19 protein-coding genes are annotated in these 15900 nt (G+C 31.2%); 14 read left to right on the top strand and 5 right to left on the bottom strand.

Translation table 11 applies throughout. From position 1 onward, the window contains the following. Positions 1-296: 296 nt before the first annotated feature. Positions 297-761, bottom strand: a complete 465-nt coding sequence (locus tag CN601_RS06215; protein WP_098170494.1) for a hypothetical protein — start codon at positions 759-761, stop codon at positions 297-299. 187 nt (positions 762-948) lie between these two features. Here CN601_RS06215 and CN601_RS06210 point away from each other — a divergent pair, with 187 nt between their 5' ends. Next, positions 949-1329, top strand: coding sequence for a FixH family protein (locus CN601_RS06210; protein WP_098170493.1), 381 nt, complete (start codon positions 949-951; stop codon positions 1327-1329). Between the two features lie 66 nt (positions 1330-1395). Here CN601_RS06210 and CN601_RS06205 read toward each other — a convergent pair whose 3' ends face one another. After that, positions 1396-1836, bottom strand: coding sequence for a cupredoxin domain-containing protein (locus CN601_RS06205; protein ID WP_098121140.1), 441 nt, complete (start codon positions 1834-1836; stop codon positions 1396-1398). Between the two features lie 204 nt (positions 1837-2040). Between CN601_RS06205 and CN601_RS06200 the strand changes: the two genes are divergently transcribed. From CN601_RS06200 to CN601_RS06180, 5 genes are all read left to right on the top strand, one after another. Next, positions 2041-2796: a sporulation protein gene (locus tag CN601_RS06200; protein ID WP_098170492.1), complete on the top strand. Its 756-nt coding sequence runs from the start codon at positions 2041-2043 to the stop codon at positions 2794-2796. Between the two features lie 189 nt (positions 2797-2985). Then, positions 2986-3282 (top strand): hypothetical protein, encoded by a 297-nt coding sequence (locus CN601_RS06195; protein ID WP_098170491.1) that lies wholly within the window; start codon positions 2986-2988, stop codon positions 3280-3282. Between the two features lie 57 nt (positions 3283-3339). Continuing rightward, positions 3340-3624, top strand: a complete 285-nt coding sequence (locus tag CN601_RS06190) for a hypothetical protein (RefSeq protein ID WP_098170490.1) — start codon at positions 3340-3342, stop codon at positions 3622-3624. A 14-nt stretch (positions 3625-3638) separates the two neighbouring features. Continuing rightward, positions 3639-3962 (top strand): DUF2085 domain-containing protein, encoded by a 324-nt coding sequence (locus CN601_RS06185; RefSeq protein WP_098170489.1) that lies wholly within the window; start codon positions 3639-3641, stop codon positions 3960-3962. A 96-nt stretch (positions 3963-4058) separates the two neighbouring features. Next, positions 4059-4190, top strand: coding sequence for a DUF4023 domain-containing protein (locus CN601_RS06180; RefSeq protein ID WP_098170488.1), 132 nt, complete (start codon positions 4059-4061; stop codon positions 4188-4190). A gap of 100 nt (positions 4191-4290) precedes the next feature. Here CN601_RS06180 and CN601_RS06175 read toward each other — a convergent pair whose 3' ends face one another. After that, the gene (locus CN601_RS06175) at positions 4291-4443 is read right to left on the bottom strand and encodes a YpzG family protein (protein WP_098121145.1); all 153 of its coding nucleotides are present in this window, start codon (positions 4441-4443) and stop codon (positions 4291-4293) included. A 379-nt stretch (positions 4444-4822) separates the two neighbouring features. Here CN601_RS06175 and CN601_RS06170 point away from each other — a divergent pair, with 379 nt between their 5' ends. After that, a complete protein-coding gene (locus CN601_RS06170) occupies positions 4823-5605 on the top strand; it encodes a DUF4931 domain-containing protein (RefSeq protein ID WP_483861201.1) in 783 nt (260 codons plus the stop codon). Positions 5606-6296: 691 nt separating this feature from the next. Here the strand turns inward: CN601_RS06170 and CN601_RS06165 are convergent. Continuing rightward, entirely contained in the window at positions 6297-6779 is a 483-nt protein-coding gene (locus tag CN601_RS06165; protein ID WP_179865458.1) for a DinB family protein, read from the bottom strand. Positions 6780-7074: 295 nt separating this feature from the next. Here CN601_RS06165 and CN601_RS06160 point away from each other — a divergent pair, with 295 nt between their 5' ends. From CN601_RS06160 to CN601_RS06135, 6 genes are all read left to right on the top strand, one after another. Next, a complete protein-coding gene (locus tag CN601_RS06160) occupies positions 7075-7830 on the top strand; it encodes a DeoR/GlpR family DNA-binding transcription regulator (protein WP_257131629.1) in 756 nt (251 codons plus the stop codon). After that, the gene (gene pfkB, locus CN601_RS06155) at positions 7827-8738 is read left to right on the top strand and encodes a 1-phosphofructokinase (protein WP_098170485.1); all 912 of its coding nucleotides are present in this window, start codon (positions 7827-7829) and stop codon (positions 8736-8738) included. Before CN601_RS06160 ends, pfkB begins: the two co-directional genes overlap by 4 nt. A 12-nt stretch (positions 8739-8750) precedes the next feature. Next, positions 8751-10607 (top strand): PTS fructose transporter subunit IIABC, encoded by a 1857-nt coding sequence (locus CN601_RS06150; RefSeq protein WP_098170484.1) that lies wholly within the window; start codon positions 8751-8753, stop codon positions 10605-10607. A gap of 100 nt (positions 10608-10707) precedes the next feature. Continuing rightward, positions 10708-12279, top strand: coding sequence for a spore germination protein (locus CN601_RS06145; RefSeq protein ID WP_257131628.1), 1572 nt, complete (start codon positions 10708-10710; stop codon positions 12277-12279). Then, complete coding sequence (locus tag CN601_RS06140) at positions 12266-13372, top strand: GerAB/ArcD/ProY family transporter (RefSeq protein ID WP_098170483.1); 1107 nt, start codon at positions 12266-12268, stop codon at positions 13370-13372. Before CN601_RS06145 ends, CN601_RS06140 begins: the two co-directional genes overlap by 14 nt. Further along, entirely contained in the window at positions 13362-14489 is a 1128-nt protein-coding gene (locus CN601_RS06135; protein ID WP_098170482.1) for a Ger(x)C family spore germination protein, read from the top strand. Before CN601_RS06140 ends, CN601_RS06135 begins: the two co-directional genes overlap by 11 nt. Before the next feature lie 45 nt (positions 14490-14534). Here the strand turns inward: CN601_RS06135 and trhA are convergent, their stop codons facing one another. Next, the gene (gene trhA / locus CN601_RS06130; RefSeq protein WP_098121153.1) at positions 14535-15182 is read right to left on the bottom strand and encodes a PAQR family membrane homeostasis protein TrhA; all 648 of its coding nucleotides are present in this window, start codon (positions 15180-15182) and stop codon (positions 14535-14537) included. 142 nt (positions 15183-15324) lie between these two features. On the opposite strand from trhA, the gene CN601_RS06125 reads away from it, so the two are divergent. Further along, positions 15325-15891: a DUF1836 domain-containing protein gene (locus CN601_RS06125; protein ID WP_098170481.1), complete on the top strand. Its 567-nt coding sequence runs from the start codon at positions 15325-15327 to the stop codon at positions 15889-15891. The last annotated feature ends 9 nt before the right edge of the window (positions 15892-15900 follow it).

Raw genomic sequence — 15900 nt, 5'->3', positions numbered from 1 at the left:
CTAACTAAAGGGGATTAAAAAGGTTTTTACTGCACACTTTTTAAAATTGAAGTAGTTGATTGGAACGTAGGGGTTCTCGACTCCTATGGGAGATGCGGGAAGGCTGAGACCCCGCAGCGCCGAGGAGGCTCAGGTCTCGCCCCATGGAAAGCGAGAATCCTATAGTGGAAATCAACCACATACTGCTTCCTTTACATTGAAAATATAGTTGATTAATTGACAAGTTCTATTTACAAGTTCTATTTACAACAGCGCGGAAGCCTACCTTTTTATTAAAGGTAGGCTTTGTTTGTTGATTAAATAGATTGAGCAGATTTTTCGTTTTCATTAAATTTACTTATTTCTTGATCAATCACTTTAATAAGTAAAATCGTGACTAAAACAAAAACAACATCTATAAAATAGATTAATATATTTAAATATGTTTCCTGAAGCATAATCCCAAGCATTGCTCCCATCATTCCACCCATTATACCTGCTGTTATACCTTCTAATACAGCCATTAAAGATAGTGGTTTTCCCGTTAAATATCCTATTAAAATTCCAACACATATTGAAATAATTGTAGGAATTGTTAAATCTGTATCACGGTATAAAATCCCACAAATCGTTCCAATTGTTACACTTGTCATCATTGAATTAGTCATACTAATCATCTTCCCAGCAGTACAAGAAAGTCTATTCTTTTTTCTATTTGCAATTATGATCACATATGATGAAAGTAGAGCAGTTAAAGCAATACTAGACCATTCTAACAACATGCAGTTTACTCCTCTCTAGGATGGTTTCTAAGATGATTTAGCTTTAATAAATAGTTAAACGTTCAATTATATGTTGAAAAAGGCTATTTGTATGAGTGAGTTTAATAGAAAATTATTTTTTAAAGTTTCATCAAGTCATTAGTAAGGGAAGCTAAGAGAAATTTTCAAATAATAAGGAGTGCTTTTAATGAAGAGAATTTATTACATATTTATATTATTAATTTGTAGTGTGTTAATTTTTTCTAGCTGTGGCAAAAACACAGAATTAAAATCAAATTCCTTTTTAGATAAAATTCAATTAACAATGAATGAAAAAAAATCAAATAACAACAATCAAACCCATGTTTATCAAGTAAATTTAGTGAATTCAGAAGGGAAAGAAATAGATGTGGATTCAGTTCACTTTAAAATGGAAATGAAAAGTATGAATCACCACGTTGAGGCTAGGATGAAGAAAATAACTAATGGTGTTTATGAGGTCAGTATAGAGCTACCAATGGAGGGGACTTGGAGTAAAGAAGTAACATTAATTAAAGGTAAAAATCAACGTGAAATAACGATTAAATAAAGTAAAAAGATAGTAAATTAGTTAAATAATTTACTATCTTTTTTTTTCCTAAAATTTGTCTTTAATTTAATCTACAACAATATAGCCAATCATTGGAGCTTCATCTTGAGAATGTGTATCACAAACTAAACGATAAGTACCTTCTTTTTTAAATAATAACGGAATTTCAGTCGTTTTACCTTTTGTTACTACGCCAGTAAGTTCTGTTCCTTCGATGTGAAAACTGTGTTCTTTTCCATTAATGCCATGAATTTTAAGATTTACCTTTTCATCTTTTTGAATCACAATTGTGCCAGGATCCCATCTATATGCTTCAATTTCTGTACCATCTTCTAGCTTAGTACTAAATTCGGCTGTAACCATATCTACGTTAATTGTTTTTACTTGCTTTGGCACTGCAGTAGTTTGAATTGCCTTTGGAGCTAGGTAATACCATCCACTTAATCCGATAACGACTAATAGAAAACATAGCAATAACCATTTTTTCTTGATAAATATAATATGCATAAGGTACCTCCTAAAATAGTTTCTTACTTTAAAATATGCTTATCCTATTCATAACTTGTCTAATTATTCTTTATTCTTTAGTTACATAATTTGTTCTTTTGCTCATACTGTTATAAAGGAGAACAAATCATATTTTAGAATTATTCAAGATTAGTTATCTACTATATAATGGAAATGTATTGATTTTTCTTTGGAGGGGATACGATGTTTAAAAAGGTACTAGCTAGACTTGGAATTGGAGCAGCTACAGTTAATACAATCATACATACAAGAGATTTATATCCGGGAAAAAATGTTGAAGGGATAATCGAAATTAATGGTGGTTCAGTTGCACAAGAGATTAATCATATAGCGCTTAAACTAAAAGCTTATGCAAATAAGAAAAGTGGAGACGATGAAGTATCGGTTAAACTTCAATTACATGAAGAGCGCATAATAGGTAATATGAAAATTGAAGCAAACGAAAGGAAAATATTACCCTTTTCATTTCAACTACCATATTACACACCAATAACAATTAGACACGGTCAAGTTTGGATTGAAACTGATTTAGACATAGACTTAAGTATAGATCCAACAGATACTGATTACTTGAAAGTACATGCACATGCTGAATTAGCTAATTTTATAGAAGCGTTTTCACTTATAGGATTCCGATTACGTCAAGTTGAAGTTGAAGCTCAACACGGTCATTTCTATCAAGAGTGGGAGTTTGTTCCAAACTCAAAAAGAGAATGGCGTTTTGACGAAATTGAATGCATGATTGAACCGAATCAAGATGGTCTATTTATGAGGGTTGCTGTTGATAAAGCTGGATCACACCGTGGACTAAAAGGTTTCCTACAAGAATCACTTGGATTTGATGAAAAGAATTCTGTACTAAGCTTTAAAAATGACCAGCTTAAGGATCCGCATGAAATTGCAAAAACGGTAAGGTCATTTTTACAACAATATAATTAATTAAAAGTAAGAGACAGTTTTTTGTCTCTTACTTTTTTATTTTGAACAATAGTAATCAGCGGAGATTTCATTATTTAGACTCATTTTATTGGGAATTTTAAATAAAAACTATTCCTACAAAAAAATATAGAATAAAATAAATTGATAAATAAAAAAAATTAACATTTTAATGTTGAAGAGGAGTCGTTTATGAAATCTAACGTTAAAAATATGAAATGGATTTCAGGTGGTTTTGAAGCATTACTAGGAATTCCAGCAATAGGTGGTTCGATTGTGATCGGCTTTGGGTATACACCGTTGTTTATTGCTTTAATTCTCCATATCATTACACTTGTGTTAGCGAAAAAAGCTGGTGTTTCTGCTTTTGGAAATATTTTTGGAATTATTACATCCTGCCTCGCATGGATTCCTTTTTTAGGTATGTTTATGCATATTCTATCTGCAATTTTTATTTTAATAGGTGCTGCAACACAGCGTACAAAATAACAATTTATAATCAAAATTAAAGTTCGTCTTCATTATTTTTATGAAAGTGTGGTTAAGTTGGTCTTTTTCTTATTAAGTGGTTTTTTTATTCTTCTTATTCTTGGAATTGTTTTTATAGTAAAGGGATTTTTAGTAAAAGGATTAATTAGTATTAGTGTAAGTATCGTTATTTTTATCATGACGATTATTTATTATGAGCGGAGAAGAAAGAAAAGTAGGGGAATCGATTGGTGTGATTGCGGTGATATGATCTATTTACCAGACTGTGACCTTCCTGACTGTCACCATCATACGCCTGATTGTACACCGGATTGTGATTGCAGCCCAGATTGTCCAAGTTAATAGGGGGATTACTTTTGATTTTAAAATGGATTCCGTGTCATAGAAAACAAGAAAGGTCATTTCGCATAGGATCATATACTTTTCCACTTTGTGCAAGATGTACTGCAATTTTAGTTGGTTATTTGCTTCTACCAATCCTATTTATGTTCTCATCCTTTCTATATTGGTGGTACATTCCGATCTTAATGATTCCATTACTTGTTGACGGGTATACACAGAAATGGAAGTGGAGGGAAAGTAATAACGTTTTACGTTTCATTACAGGATTGTTATTTGGAATTGCTCATACAATATTAATTCTTTTGTCTGTTCAATTTTTGACAAAGATTCTTATATAAAGTTCCCACTTCAATCTATAAAGAAATTTTCAAATGAATTTTTTCTTGCTGGATTGGTTAAAGTACACTTAGATTCTTATCTAAGGAGGAATTAAAATGGAAGATACACATGAGTATGTCGAAAATTTACACGAAAAGCAAAGAAAAGACCAAAAAAATAAAGAGCATCAAGGTAACGGTACACCAAACGAAAAGTTACCAACTAAACAACATGGTACTAATAAATAATAAATGTACTAACAGCCGTGGCATTTGTCATGGCTGTTTTATTTATGATTAAAAGAAAGGAAGACAACTTAATGTCTTCCCGCACCTTAATTATCTTACTTTACCATTTGTGTGCCTTAGCGTTGCTTTTTAAAATAATCGTGTTTTGTGACTCCATTGTATGTCCATTAACTTGCGATTTAGCACGTTTAGGTCTAGTCCAATTGTGGTAAAACTTCTGAGAATGTGGATCTAAATGATTTTTGATTGTCATGTTGGATTCACCTCTAAGATAATTTGGGATTTCTTTGATATTCAAGTTGAATATCGTAATTAGTATTTGAAAATTAGTTGAAATAATACAAGTTAAAACGATAAATTAATATTGGATTTATTTTTATCATGTGATTAATTTATTGAGGATAATAAAATTCTAATGAATGTAAATTTATTGAGCGTTTTAATTGATAAACAAATAGTTCGTTTATTATTATTTAAATAATACATAAAAATTTTTAAACTTCGAGAGTGACTCGAACTTTGCAATAAATTTAGAATGAATTAATTAGAAAGCAATTTTTAATCGAGGACAAAAATATATATTAATTAGAGAGATAGTAAACACTTTATTAAAAGGGGAAACCGAGATGGATATTCAAAATGAAGTATTACAATTTAAAATGGATATTGGTATAAAAAAGCCTGACAGCATAAAAAATAAAGAAGTAAAATGTCCATTTTGTGATCGTGAAAATTTAACTAATATTATTGATACTTATGGATCAATCATTTATTTAGATAATAAATTCCCGACTTTAGATGATACATATCAAACTGTCATTATTGAAAGTGATGACTGCAGTGGAGATCCATCGAAGTATTCTTTAACTCATTTAACTGACTTGTTAACATTTGCAATTGATAAATGGGATGAAATGGAAGCGACAGGCCAATACAAGTCAGTTATCCTATATAAAAATCATGGCCCATTATCAGGGGGAACATTAAGTCATCCACATATGCAAATCGTAGGACTAAAAAATATCGATTACAATAAAAAGATAACAGATGTATATTTTGAAGGAATAGTCATTTCAGCAGATAAAGGATTTGAATTAAATATTTCGACACATCCAATTATGGGTTTTAGAGAATTTAATATTCTAATTGATGATAAAAAGTTTATTCCTCAAATGGGTCTTTATTTACAAATAGTCACACATTACTTGCTTAACCATTTTTATAAAGGACTAGAAAGCTATAATTTATTCTTTTATAAATGGAATGGTAAAATAATTTGTAAAATTCTTCCTAGGTTTGTTGTTTCTCCATTATTTATTGGCTATTCAATTTCACAAGTATCAAGTCAATTAGAAGTGCATAAAGATCAAATACTTAGTATTTATAAAAAAGAACTGGAATCAATTTCTTCATAAGAAAAGAGCTTATCGTATTGATAAGCTTTTTTCATGTTTTAAAAAAGAACTGTCATTCAATCAACATTTCTCCAATATAAAGGAAGCAGTATGATATTGATTTCCACTACAGGATTCTAGCTTTCCATGGGGCGAGATTCTTGAGCCTCCTCGGCTAGCCTGCGGGATCTCAGCCTTCCCGCATTTCCCATAGGAGTCGAGAACCCCTCCGTTCCAATCAACTCAATCAAAATAAAAATGCATTCAATAAAGAACCTAATTAATCCCTATACCTTAAAGAAGAATAGAAATAAATACTCGGTTATTTTGCTAATAACGATAAATTGTCTACTTATAAACAAATAATTGAATTTGTTCTTCAAAGAATTAGCATTTCAATAATTTATATTCTTAAAAAGGAACCACTACTAAAAGTTTGTTGGTATTCTAAATAACATCACTAAAAGAAAAAAGATATATACTTTTAAATATTTCGCATAGTGTACTATTTACTATTTTAAATTTTAACAATTGAAAGAGCTTATCGTATTGATAAGCTCTTTTTTAATTTTTCTAGGAAGTTGTTCCTGAATAAATTTAGTTCAATTTATAAAAGTTATATAAAAAAATTTAACTAATACAGAATCGTCCAAAACAAAAAACAAATGATAATCACAAAATTGACCAAACAAATATCACAGAAAAGATTTAATTAAATTTCTTCTATTAATTCCCTTATTTGTTCAATATGACGCTTTTCATGTACACCAATAAAGGGAATCCACTGTTTTAGATTGATTTGCCCAAAAATCGGATGAGGCATTCCTTTATCTTCTAGATTATGGTCTTTAGTTAATTCAACAAAGTCCAATAAGGATTTTCTCGATTGTTTCAATTTCTCTTTCATTTCATCCATCGTTATGTATTGATCTGTTGGTTCAAAATGCGGTGGAGCGGTTACTTTTTTAGCGCGATTAGTTGCAAGATGAATTGGTTTATCTGGTATGACTTCGCTTGGAGCCTCGTTAAATGTTCTAGTCATCAATTTAACTAATTTTGATTCCATTAAGTATAAATGCTCAAGAACTTGCATGATGGACCATTTTTCATTATTTATTCTTTTATTTAATTGATCATCAGTTAAATGATCAACACTTTCCAATAGTTCATTTCTAATTAGGATATTTTCGTTCAAAAGATATTCCCCATTTCTGATGATAATTGAGATTTACTACTAATTTTTAACATAGTTAAAGGCTGGATTCTATGAAACTTAAATTTGAGTAATGCAAATTTACATAAATATTATGAGCAAATTAATGAAATACTATCACTTAATTAATAGTTTAAAGTAGCTTGTAAATTTTTACAAATAGGATGAATTTGATTGGTATTGGAAGTTTTCGATTGTTATTGAATGTTTTTGAAAGAAAATGATTGATTTTTTGTTTTTTGTGACATATACTTGGTTTTATGAAAGGATGAAAACTATGTTAACTCCCGAAAGACAACAATTGATATTAGATATGATAAAAAGAATGGGTATTGTGAAATTAAGGGATATCGTAGAAGCGACGAATACTTCTGAATCCACTATACGTAGGGATTTAGTTGAGCTTGAGTCTCTTAATCTCCTAAAACGCGTTCATGGTGGAGCAGCTTCAATTAATAGCAAAGCCACTGAATTAAGTATGACTGAAAAAACGTCCAAAAACGTTCATAATAAAAAATTAATCGCAGGTCTTGCAGTTACACAAATAAATGAAGGCGATTGTATTTATCTAGATGCTGGTAGTACAACATTTGAAATGATTCCTTTATTAAAGGGTTTAGATGTAACGGTTGTCACGAATGGCTTAATGCATGTCGAAGCTCTTTTCGAGAATGAAGTGTCTGCATACCTTATAGGTGGAAAAATGAAAGGGCATACAAAAGCGCTAATCGGTAATATGGCTTCAGAGAGCTTAAAGAATTTCCGATTTGATAAATGTTTTATTGGAGCGAATGGAATTCATTCTAAATTTGGCTATACTACGCCGGACCCTGAAGAGGCATTTGTTAAGAAAACAGCGATTTCAATTTCAGAGAAAGTATATATAGTAGCAGATTTTAGTAAATTTGGTGAAACAAGCTTTGCTAAGATTGGTGAGATAGAAGAAGCGATCATAATAACAGACGATATAGATGACGTACTAGCTAAACAATTTGAGCAAAAAACATCAGTGATAAAGGTAGTGAAATCATGATTTATACAGTAACACTTAATCCATCAATTGATTACATCGTTGAAGTTGACGATATTCAATTAGGAAAAATTAATCGAATGAAAAGGGAAAATAAATTTCCCGGTGGAAAAGGAATCAATGTTTCTAGAGTTTTAAATAGATTAGATGTCAAGAGTGTAGCTTTTGGATTCGTCGGAGGATTTACAGGTGATTTTATTAAATCTGTTTTAGAAAAAGAAAATGTATCATCTGACTTTGTTCAAGTGGAAGGCGATTCTAGAATTAACATAAAATTGAAATCTCAATTGGAAACAGAGATCAATGGTCAAGGACCTTCAATTTCCGAAGAAAAGCTTACTCAATTTTTTGATAAATTAAATCAAGTTGAAAAAGGTGATTATGTAGTATTAGCCGGAAATATTCCTAATACTTTACCGCTTGATTTATACGAAAGATTGACTAAGTGGGGGAAAGAAAATGGCATTCATATCGTTGTAGATGCGAGTGGAAAAGCACTTTTAGATGTGGTTAAACATCAACCTTTTTTCATTAAACCAAATCATCATGAATTAGGTGATTTATTTGATGTCAAAATTACTTCAATTGAGCAAGCCATCCCTTATGGTAAAAAGTTAGTTGAGATGGGTGCACAGAATGTTGGGATATCATTTGCTGGAGACGGTGCAGTGCTAATTACTCAAACATCTGTTTATGTTTCAAATGTTCCAAAAGGAGAAGTCATTAACTCAGTAGGTGCAGGTGATTCACTTGTAGCTGGTTTTATAGGAACTTATGTATTGACAAACTCCATAGAAACGGCATTTAAAGTTGGTGTAGCATCAGGTAGTGCTACTGCATTTTCAGAGGATTTAACAAAAAAAGAGAAGATTGAAGAGCTACTTGAACAAGTAAAAATAGAAAAGAGCTAGGGGGGACGAGTTATGAGAATAACAGAATTACTTAAAATAGATACGGTTCTCATTGATTTATATGCATCATCAAAAATGAATGTAATTGATGAATTAGTAGAAGTATTAAATCAATCAGGGAAATTAAATGATAAACAACAGTTTAAAGAAGCAATTTTAACACGTGAAGGTCAAAGTACAACAGGAATTGGTGAAGGGATTGCAATTCCACATGCAAAAACTGCGGCTGTTAAAACTCCTGCAATTGCATTTGGGCGTTCAAAAGAAGGAATTGACTATGAATCTCTTGATGGTCAACCAGCTCACTTATTTTTTATGATTGCTGCAAGTGAGGGAGCGAACAATGCACATTTAGAAACATTATCGCGACTTTCATCATTATTAATGGATGAGGAATTCCGAAAATCATTATTAAATGCATCAAATGCAAATGAAATAATCGAACTAATCGATCAAAAAGAAAAATCATTAAATGCTGAAAATGAAGAACCAGAAACTGTTGCAAAAGATTCTACACGACCTTTAGTACTTGCAGTAACAGCGTGTCCAACAGGAATTGCTCACACGTATATGGCAGCGGATGCTTTAAAAGCAAAAGCAAGAGAATTAAATATCGATATTAAAGTTGAAACAAATGGTTCAACAGGAATTAAAAATGAACTAACAAGTGATGAAATTAATAGAGCATCAGCTATTATAGTAGCTGCTGATAAACAAGTTGAAGTTAACCGCTTTGATGGAAAACATGTTATCCAAGTACCAGTTGCAGACGGAATTCGTAAGTCAAAGGAATTACTTGAGCGAGCTGTAAAACAAGATGCACCAATTTTCCATGCGAATAACAATGGTGGCGGAAGTTCTTCTACTAAACAGGGTTCTGGTATTTACAAGCATTTAATGAGCGGTGTTAGTAATATGTTGCCTTTTGTAGTTGGGGGCGGTATTTTAATCGCATTAGCATTTGCTTTCGGTGGGATTCATACAAAAGGACCAGTAGCTGAATTACTAATGAAAATTGGAGGAACTGGTGCGTTTAGTTATTTAGTTCCAATATTAGCAGGTTTTATAGCAAGTTCAATTGCTGATCGACCTGGATTTGTACCTGGTGTCGTTGGCGGATTTTTAGCATCTAGTGCTGGCGCCGGCTTCTTGGGCGGTTTAATTGCAGGTTTCTTAGCAGGTTATGTTGTACTTGGACTAAAGAAAATATTTTCAAAGTTACCTAACTCATTAGAAGGTATTAAACCAGTTCTTTTATATCCAGTATTTGGATTATTAATTACTGGAATTTTAATGGAATTAGTAGTGAATCCTCCAGTAACATTTTTAAATACAGCATTAACGCATTGGTTAAATAGTTTAAATGGAGGAAATGCAATTCTTCTAGGATTACTTTTAGGTGGTATGATGGCTGTTGATATGGGTGGACCGATTAACAAAGCGGCATTCACATTTGGTATCGCAGCAATAGCTGCAAATAATTTTGGACCACACGCTGCTGTAATGGCAGGTGGTATGGTACCTCCGTTAGGTATCGCATTTGCAACGACGATTTTTAAATCTAAGTTTACTGAAATGGAACGTAAATCAGGTATTACAAACTATATTATGGGTATTTCATTCATTACTGAAGGAGCAATACCATTTGCTGCAGCTGACCCAGTACGTGTAATTGTAAGTTCAGTTGTAGGTTCTTCAATTGCGGGTGGACTTGCTATGGCATTTGGGATTACACTACCGGCACCACACGGAGGAGCTTTCGTTATTCCGTTAGTAAATAAACCATTATTGTATATACTAGCCATTCTGATTGGCTCAATTATCACTGCCATTATGTTAGGAATTTGGAAGAAAAAAGTGGATGAATAAGTAAAAAAATTAAGAGTGATCTTAAAAGTCAACTTCGACTTAAAGGATCGCTCTTTTTTTTATACAAACTAATAAGATAGACAGATAATGGAATTCACAAATGAATAATAAGCATTATTTAACGCAAAATAAAGCTAATTTATTGTATGAGTTTGGAAATTGGGTGAATTGCTATATGCGTTCGAATAAATATAAACAAAATTATCAAAATTCCAATATTGTAATAAGTGGGAATCTGGATCTAAATATTGAAAATGTAAAAAAATCATTATTGAATTCAAGTGATTTAACTACACGTAATTTAATGTTTCAAGATAAGAAGATTGTAGTTGTCTATATTAATACAATTGTAGGTAGGGAAACGTTAGAAACACAAGTTATTCAACAAATCATTAATAATTCAAAGGATACCATTCCAAATACGGTGGCAATTAAAGATGTTAAAAGTTCGGATTCGTTTGATGAATGTATTCTAAGTATAGTAAAAGGCAAAACGGTCATTTTCATAGAAGATGAAAAAAGTGTATTTATTTTAGAAACTACTTCATTTGAAAATAGATCCATTGAACAGCCTAGTAGTGAACAAACGATTAGAGGCTCTCATGATGGTTTAGTAGAGTGTATCATTACAAACATTAATCAAATTAGACGAAGAATTAGTAACCCTAATCTTGTTGTGAAAACTTTATCGTTAGGTGTAGAATCTGATACATGCTTAGCAGTCTTATATATTGATACGATTGCAAATGAGGACCTTGTTAAGGAAGTACATAGAAGACTTTCATATGTAGATGTTGATTATGTACATTCCCCAGGTAATCTTGAGGAATTCATAGAAGACAATCCGTATTCACCGTTTCCACAGTTACTGACAACAGAGCGATCTGATCGAATAGCAGGCAATTTAATGGAAGGGAAAATTGCTATTTTAACAGATGGTAGTCCTTCTGCACTTGTTTTACCAATAACGTTTTTTTCATTTTATCAATCACCAGATGACTATAATAGCCGATGGATGGTCGCATCATTTGCACGTATATTAAGATTGGTTAGTTTTTTAATTGCTATTTCATTACCTGCATTATATATCGCACTAGTCTCTTTTCATTTTGAAATTATTCCAATAGATCTTGTATTTAATGTAAAAAGTTCACTAGAGAACGTACCATATCCACCATTAGTTGAAGCTCTAGGAATGCAAATAACGTTAGAATTACTTAGAGAATCAGCAATACGCCTTCCAAATCCTATCGCACAAACATTAGGCGTTGTTGGTGGCTTAGTAATTGGAACTGCGGTCGTACAGGCGAATTTAGTTTCAAATACGATGATTGTCGTCATTTCACTGACAGCAATAGCATCATTTGTTGTTCCAGACAATGAGATCGGAACTTCAGTCAGGTTACTTGGTTTTCCATTAATGTTTGCAGCATCGTTAATAGGGCTAATTGGGATTGTATTTGGTCTTAGTATTATATTAATTCATCTATGCAAACTAGAATCGTTCGGATCACCCTATTTTGCGCCATTTGCTCCGTTTAGAAAAGCAGATCTTAAAGATACAGTAGTTCGTGCTCCGTTATGGAAAATGAAAAAGAGACCGTTTGCACCTTTACCAAAGAAATTTAATCGAGAAAATAATTCTAGAGGATGGGAAAATGATGAAAAATGAAAAGATGATTTCCATTTCACAATTTACATTTGTCATCATTCAAGCTCAAATTGGAGTAGCTTTACTTTCGCTACCATATGTAGTCCATAAACATGCAGGACATGATGGTTGGATTTCTGTATTAGTTGCTGGAATCGGGGTGTATTTACTATTACTTATCATGTGGTTACTTGGTAAACGATTTCCGAAGGATACGATATATGAATATTCATCGAAAATTGTTGGGAAATATATTGGAGTTTTTATATCCTATCTTTACATATTATTTTTCTTCATGGTATCGATTTTTATCGTAGTGGTAACTATTTCAACCCTTAAAAAATGGATTTTAACATTTACACCACCTTTTGTCTTAATTCTTTTTATTGTTGGTACAGGAGTATACTTAGCGAAAGAAAATATGAAAATAATTGCACGATTTTTTACTTTCGTATGTATTTTAATATTTTTTTTAATTTTCTTAGAGATTTGTTCTTACAATAATGTAAATTATCGATATATATTTCCAATCGGACAAGCGGGTGTTAAAAACATCTTTCTTGGTGCTCATGATGCGCTAAATTCAATGATGGGTTTTGAGTTTATTTTAGTATTATTTCCACATATAAAAGGAAATCCTAGCAAAATTTTGAAAGCTGGAACGATTTCAATTAGTTTTGTAACTCTATTGTATACATTTTTTTTAATTACAAGTTATATGAGTTTTAGCAAAGCGGAAATTTCAATCGTCCCTGAGCCGATTTTATATTTGTTAAAATCATTATCTTATGAAGTGATTGAAAGATTAGATCTAGTTTTTCTTTCAATATGGGTTGTACCAATTTTGACTTCCGTAGTGACTTATTTATATTTAACTAGTTTTGGAATCAGTAAACTTTTAAAATTTAAAAACCATAGTAAAACAACTATTTTTACGGGACTTTCATTAGCAATCTTCTGCCTTTTTATACCACAAAGTGAAGAATTTATTATGAAATTTGGGACATTTCTTTCATATTCAAGCTATTTTTTTATCTTTTTTATCCCTTTAATCTTATTAATTATTTCGTATATTAGAAAAAAGAAAGAGCTTGGTAATTTATATGAAGTATAAATTAGTAGTTATCTCTTTACTATGTATTTTGCCTTTAACAAGTTGTTGGGATCAAAGACTTCTTAAAGAATCTAAATTAGTTTATAGTATGGGATATGATTTAGAAGAGGATGATAATATTCTTGTAACATCTGTCATTAAAACAAATAGTCAAGGAAGTAGTGATCCATCACAAGTTAAGACAACAAATGTTATTGTTTACGCTACTGGAAAAACAACAAGTGATTCTAGATTAAAGGTTACTCGAAAAGTATCAGGTGATTATGCCACGAATAAAACAAGAGTACTACTACTAGGAAATGATTTGGCAAAACAGGATATTTATCCAATATTCGATGTTGTTTATAGGGATCCTAGAAGTTCTTTAGGAGCTAAAGTTATTGTAGCTAGGGGGAGAGCAGAAGAGATTTTAAAGCTAAATAAAGTAGAGGAATCGCTTGTAAGCGAAGAACTTTTAGATCTCATAACAACCGCAGAAAGCCACACTATAGTGCCAATTGAGAATGTTCAAACGATCTGTACCATTATGTTCGACCCAGGTGAGGATATTGTTTTGCCACTTATTGAAAAAGTTGATCAAAATTTAATCGATATATCCGGCTTAGCTTTATTTAACGGCCAAAAATATACAGGGTATAATCTTTTGGATGATGAGCCTACCTTGCTGCTATTATTTAAAAATCAATTGAAGAAGTACGCAAGGTTTAATCTTGAAGTAAATCCGAAAGAAAAAGACATTAGAGAAAGATATATTTCGATTCAAGTGAAAAAAAATCAGCCAAAAATGAATATTGAAGTTTCAAAAGAAAATAAAATAACCGTAAAATTAAATTTAAAACTAGAGGTTAATACACTTGAGTACGCACATGATGAATTAGATTCAAAAAAGGAAATTAATAAGTTAAACAAAGAATTATCAAAGCAATTAACAAAAAAAGCAGAGAAAGTCATTAAGACCCTTCAGGAATCAAATTGCGATGTATTAGGAATTGGTAGACAGTTAATTTCATTTCATCCGGAAGTGTGGAAAAAACTGGATTGGAATAAAGACTATGCTAAAATTACAATTAAACCAAAAGTGGAAGTAAGTATAGTTGGAACAGGCATTTTAAAATAAGCAAAAACCATCCATTTTGTCCGAATGGATGGTTTTTTATCATGATTAAATGACAAAGTAGTAAACACAGAAGAAGTGACTTAGTGTTCCTAGCATAATAAAAATATGAAAGATTTCATGGAATCCCCAGTTTTTAAAAGATAAAAATTTGGGTTTAACTCCATAAATGACTCCACCAACAGTATAGAAAATTCCGCCTAAAATTAATGCGAACATTCCTTTTATACTGATTGCATCAGTTAAAGGTGCTGAAGCAATAATAATTACCCAACCTAAAGCGATATATAGAGTAGTAGATAACCATCTTGGACAACTAAACCAAATTAATTTAAATAAAACGCCACAAAAAGCGATAAAAGTTACGATTGAAAACATAATCCATCCAATTTTCCCATTTAGACTAATGATACAAAAAGGAGTATATGTACCAGCGATTAAGATGAAAATCATTGAATGATCCATTCTTCTTAAAAAAGCGATTAGTTTATCGCTGGCTTTTGCCATATGATATGTAGTTGATGCCGAATAGAGAAGGATCATACTTATACCAAATGCGACGACAGCAGATGTTTGTAAAATACTCCCACCAGATAAAGTAGATTTAAAAATCATCGCTATTAAACCGAATAGTGATAAAACAGCCCCGACTAAATGAGTTAAAGAATTAATAGGTTCACGCATGTAGTTCTCCAAGTTTATCTCCTCCAACTATGTTATGTAGTTTTGATAACTACATATAAAGTTATCATTAACAAGGTAATCTAGTCAAGTGTTTAAAGTGTGAATATTTTGTGATAAAATAACGTTAATAATGACAAAAGTTAGAGGATTAAAAATGAAAAATATAACTGATATAATTCAAGAATTGGATTTAGACAAAAAAATATTATTAGATGATGTCCCAAATTTAGATCTATATATGGATCAAGTAATCCAGTTATTTGATAATAAGTTTGCAAAAACCGATGCTAATGAAAAAGTACTAACTAAAACAATGATCAATAATTATGCGAAAGCGAAACTGCTTTTCCCGATTAAAAATAAGAAATATACGAAGAACCATATTATATTAATTAGTCTAATTTATCACTTAAAAGGTGCACTTTCGATCAATGATATAAAAGAAACGTTAAATGGCTTAAATCAGAAAATTTTAGATAATAATCAATTGAATATTGATGATGTTTATACTAGTTTTTTACATTTAAATGAAATAAATTTGGATAAGTTTAAAATCGATCTACAAACTTCTGTTGAAAACGTAAATATCGAGCTAGAACAAATCGATGATGAAATAAAGGAATATATTGAGCAATTACTTCTCATTACTTCTTTCGTCAATATGAGTAATTTATATAGAAGTGCTGCAGAGAAATTAGTACAAGATTTAATTGATAAGTAAGAGTAAAAA

Source organism: Bacillus sp. AFS017336 (genome assembly GCF_002555445.1).
In the GTDB taxonomy this organism is placed as follows: domain Bacteria; phylum Bacillota; class Bacilli; order Bacillales; family Bacillaceae_G; genus Gottfriedia.
Note: the sequence above shows the minus strand (reverse complement) of the source record. Positions and strands in the feature narration are given on the sequence as shown.

Bases quoted from the DNA above. Each gene is read 5' to 3' on its own strand.
- CN601_RS06135 (WP_098170482.1), top strand. From the start codon at position 13,362: ATGAAGTATAAATTAGTAGTTATCTCTTTACTATGTATTTTGCCTTTA.
- CN601_RS06205 (WP_098121140.1), bottom strand. From the start codon at position 1,836: ATGCATATTATATTTATCAAGAAAAAATGGTTATTGCTATGTTTTCTA.
- CN601_RS06145 (WP_257131628.1), top strand. From the start codon at position 10,708: ATGAATAATAAGCATTATTTAACGCAAAATAAAGCTAATTTATTGTAT.
- CN601_RS06140 (WP_098170483.1), top strand. From the start codon at position 12,266: ATGATGAAAAATGAAAAGATGATTTCCATTTCACAATTTACATTTGTC.
- CN601_RS06180 (WP_098170488.1), top strand. From the start codon at position 4,059: ATGGAAGATACACATGAGTATGTCGAAAATTTACACGAAAAGCAAAGA.
- CN601_RS06210 (WP_098170493.1), top strand. From the start codon at position 949: ATGAAGAGAATTTATTACATATTTATATTATTAATTTGTAGTGTGTTA.
- pfkB (WP_098170485.1), top strand. From the start codon at position 7,827: ATGATTTATACAGTAACACTTAATCCATCAATTGATTACATCGTTGAA.
- CN601_RS06215 (WP_098170494.1), bottom strand. From the start codon at position 761: ATGTTGTTAGAATGGTCTAGTATTGCTTTAACTGCTCTACTTTCATCA.
- CN601_RS06195 (WP_098170491.1), top strand. From the start codon at position 2,986: ATGAAATCTAACGTTAAAAATATGAAATGGATTTCAGGTGGTTTTGAA.
- CN601_RS06150 (WP_098170484.1), top strand. From the start codon at position 8,751: ATGAGAATAACAGAATTACTTAAAATAGATACGGTTCTCATTGATTTA.
- CN601_RS06125 (WP_098170481.1), top strand. From the start codon at position 15,325: ATGAAAAATATAACTGATATAATTCAAGAATTGGATTTAGACAAAAAA.
- CN601_RS06175 (WP_098121145.1), bottom strand. From the start codon at position 4,443: ATGACAATCAAAAATCATTTAGATCCACATTCTCAGAAGTTTTACCAC.
- CN601_RS06200 (WP_098170492.1), top strand. From the start codon at position 2,041: ATGTTTAAAAAGGTACTAGCTAGACTTGGAATTGGAGCAGCTACAGTT.
- CN601_RS06160 (WP_257131629.1), top strand. From the start codon at position 7,075: ATGTTAACTCCCGAAAGACAACAATTGATATTAGATATGATAAAAAGA.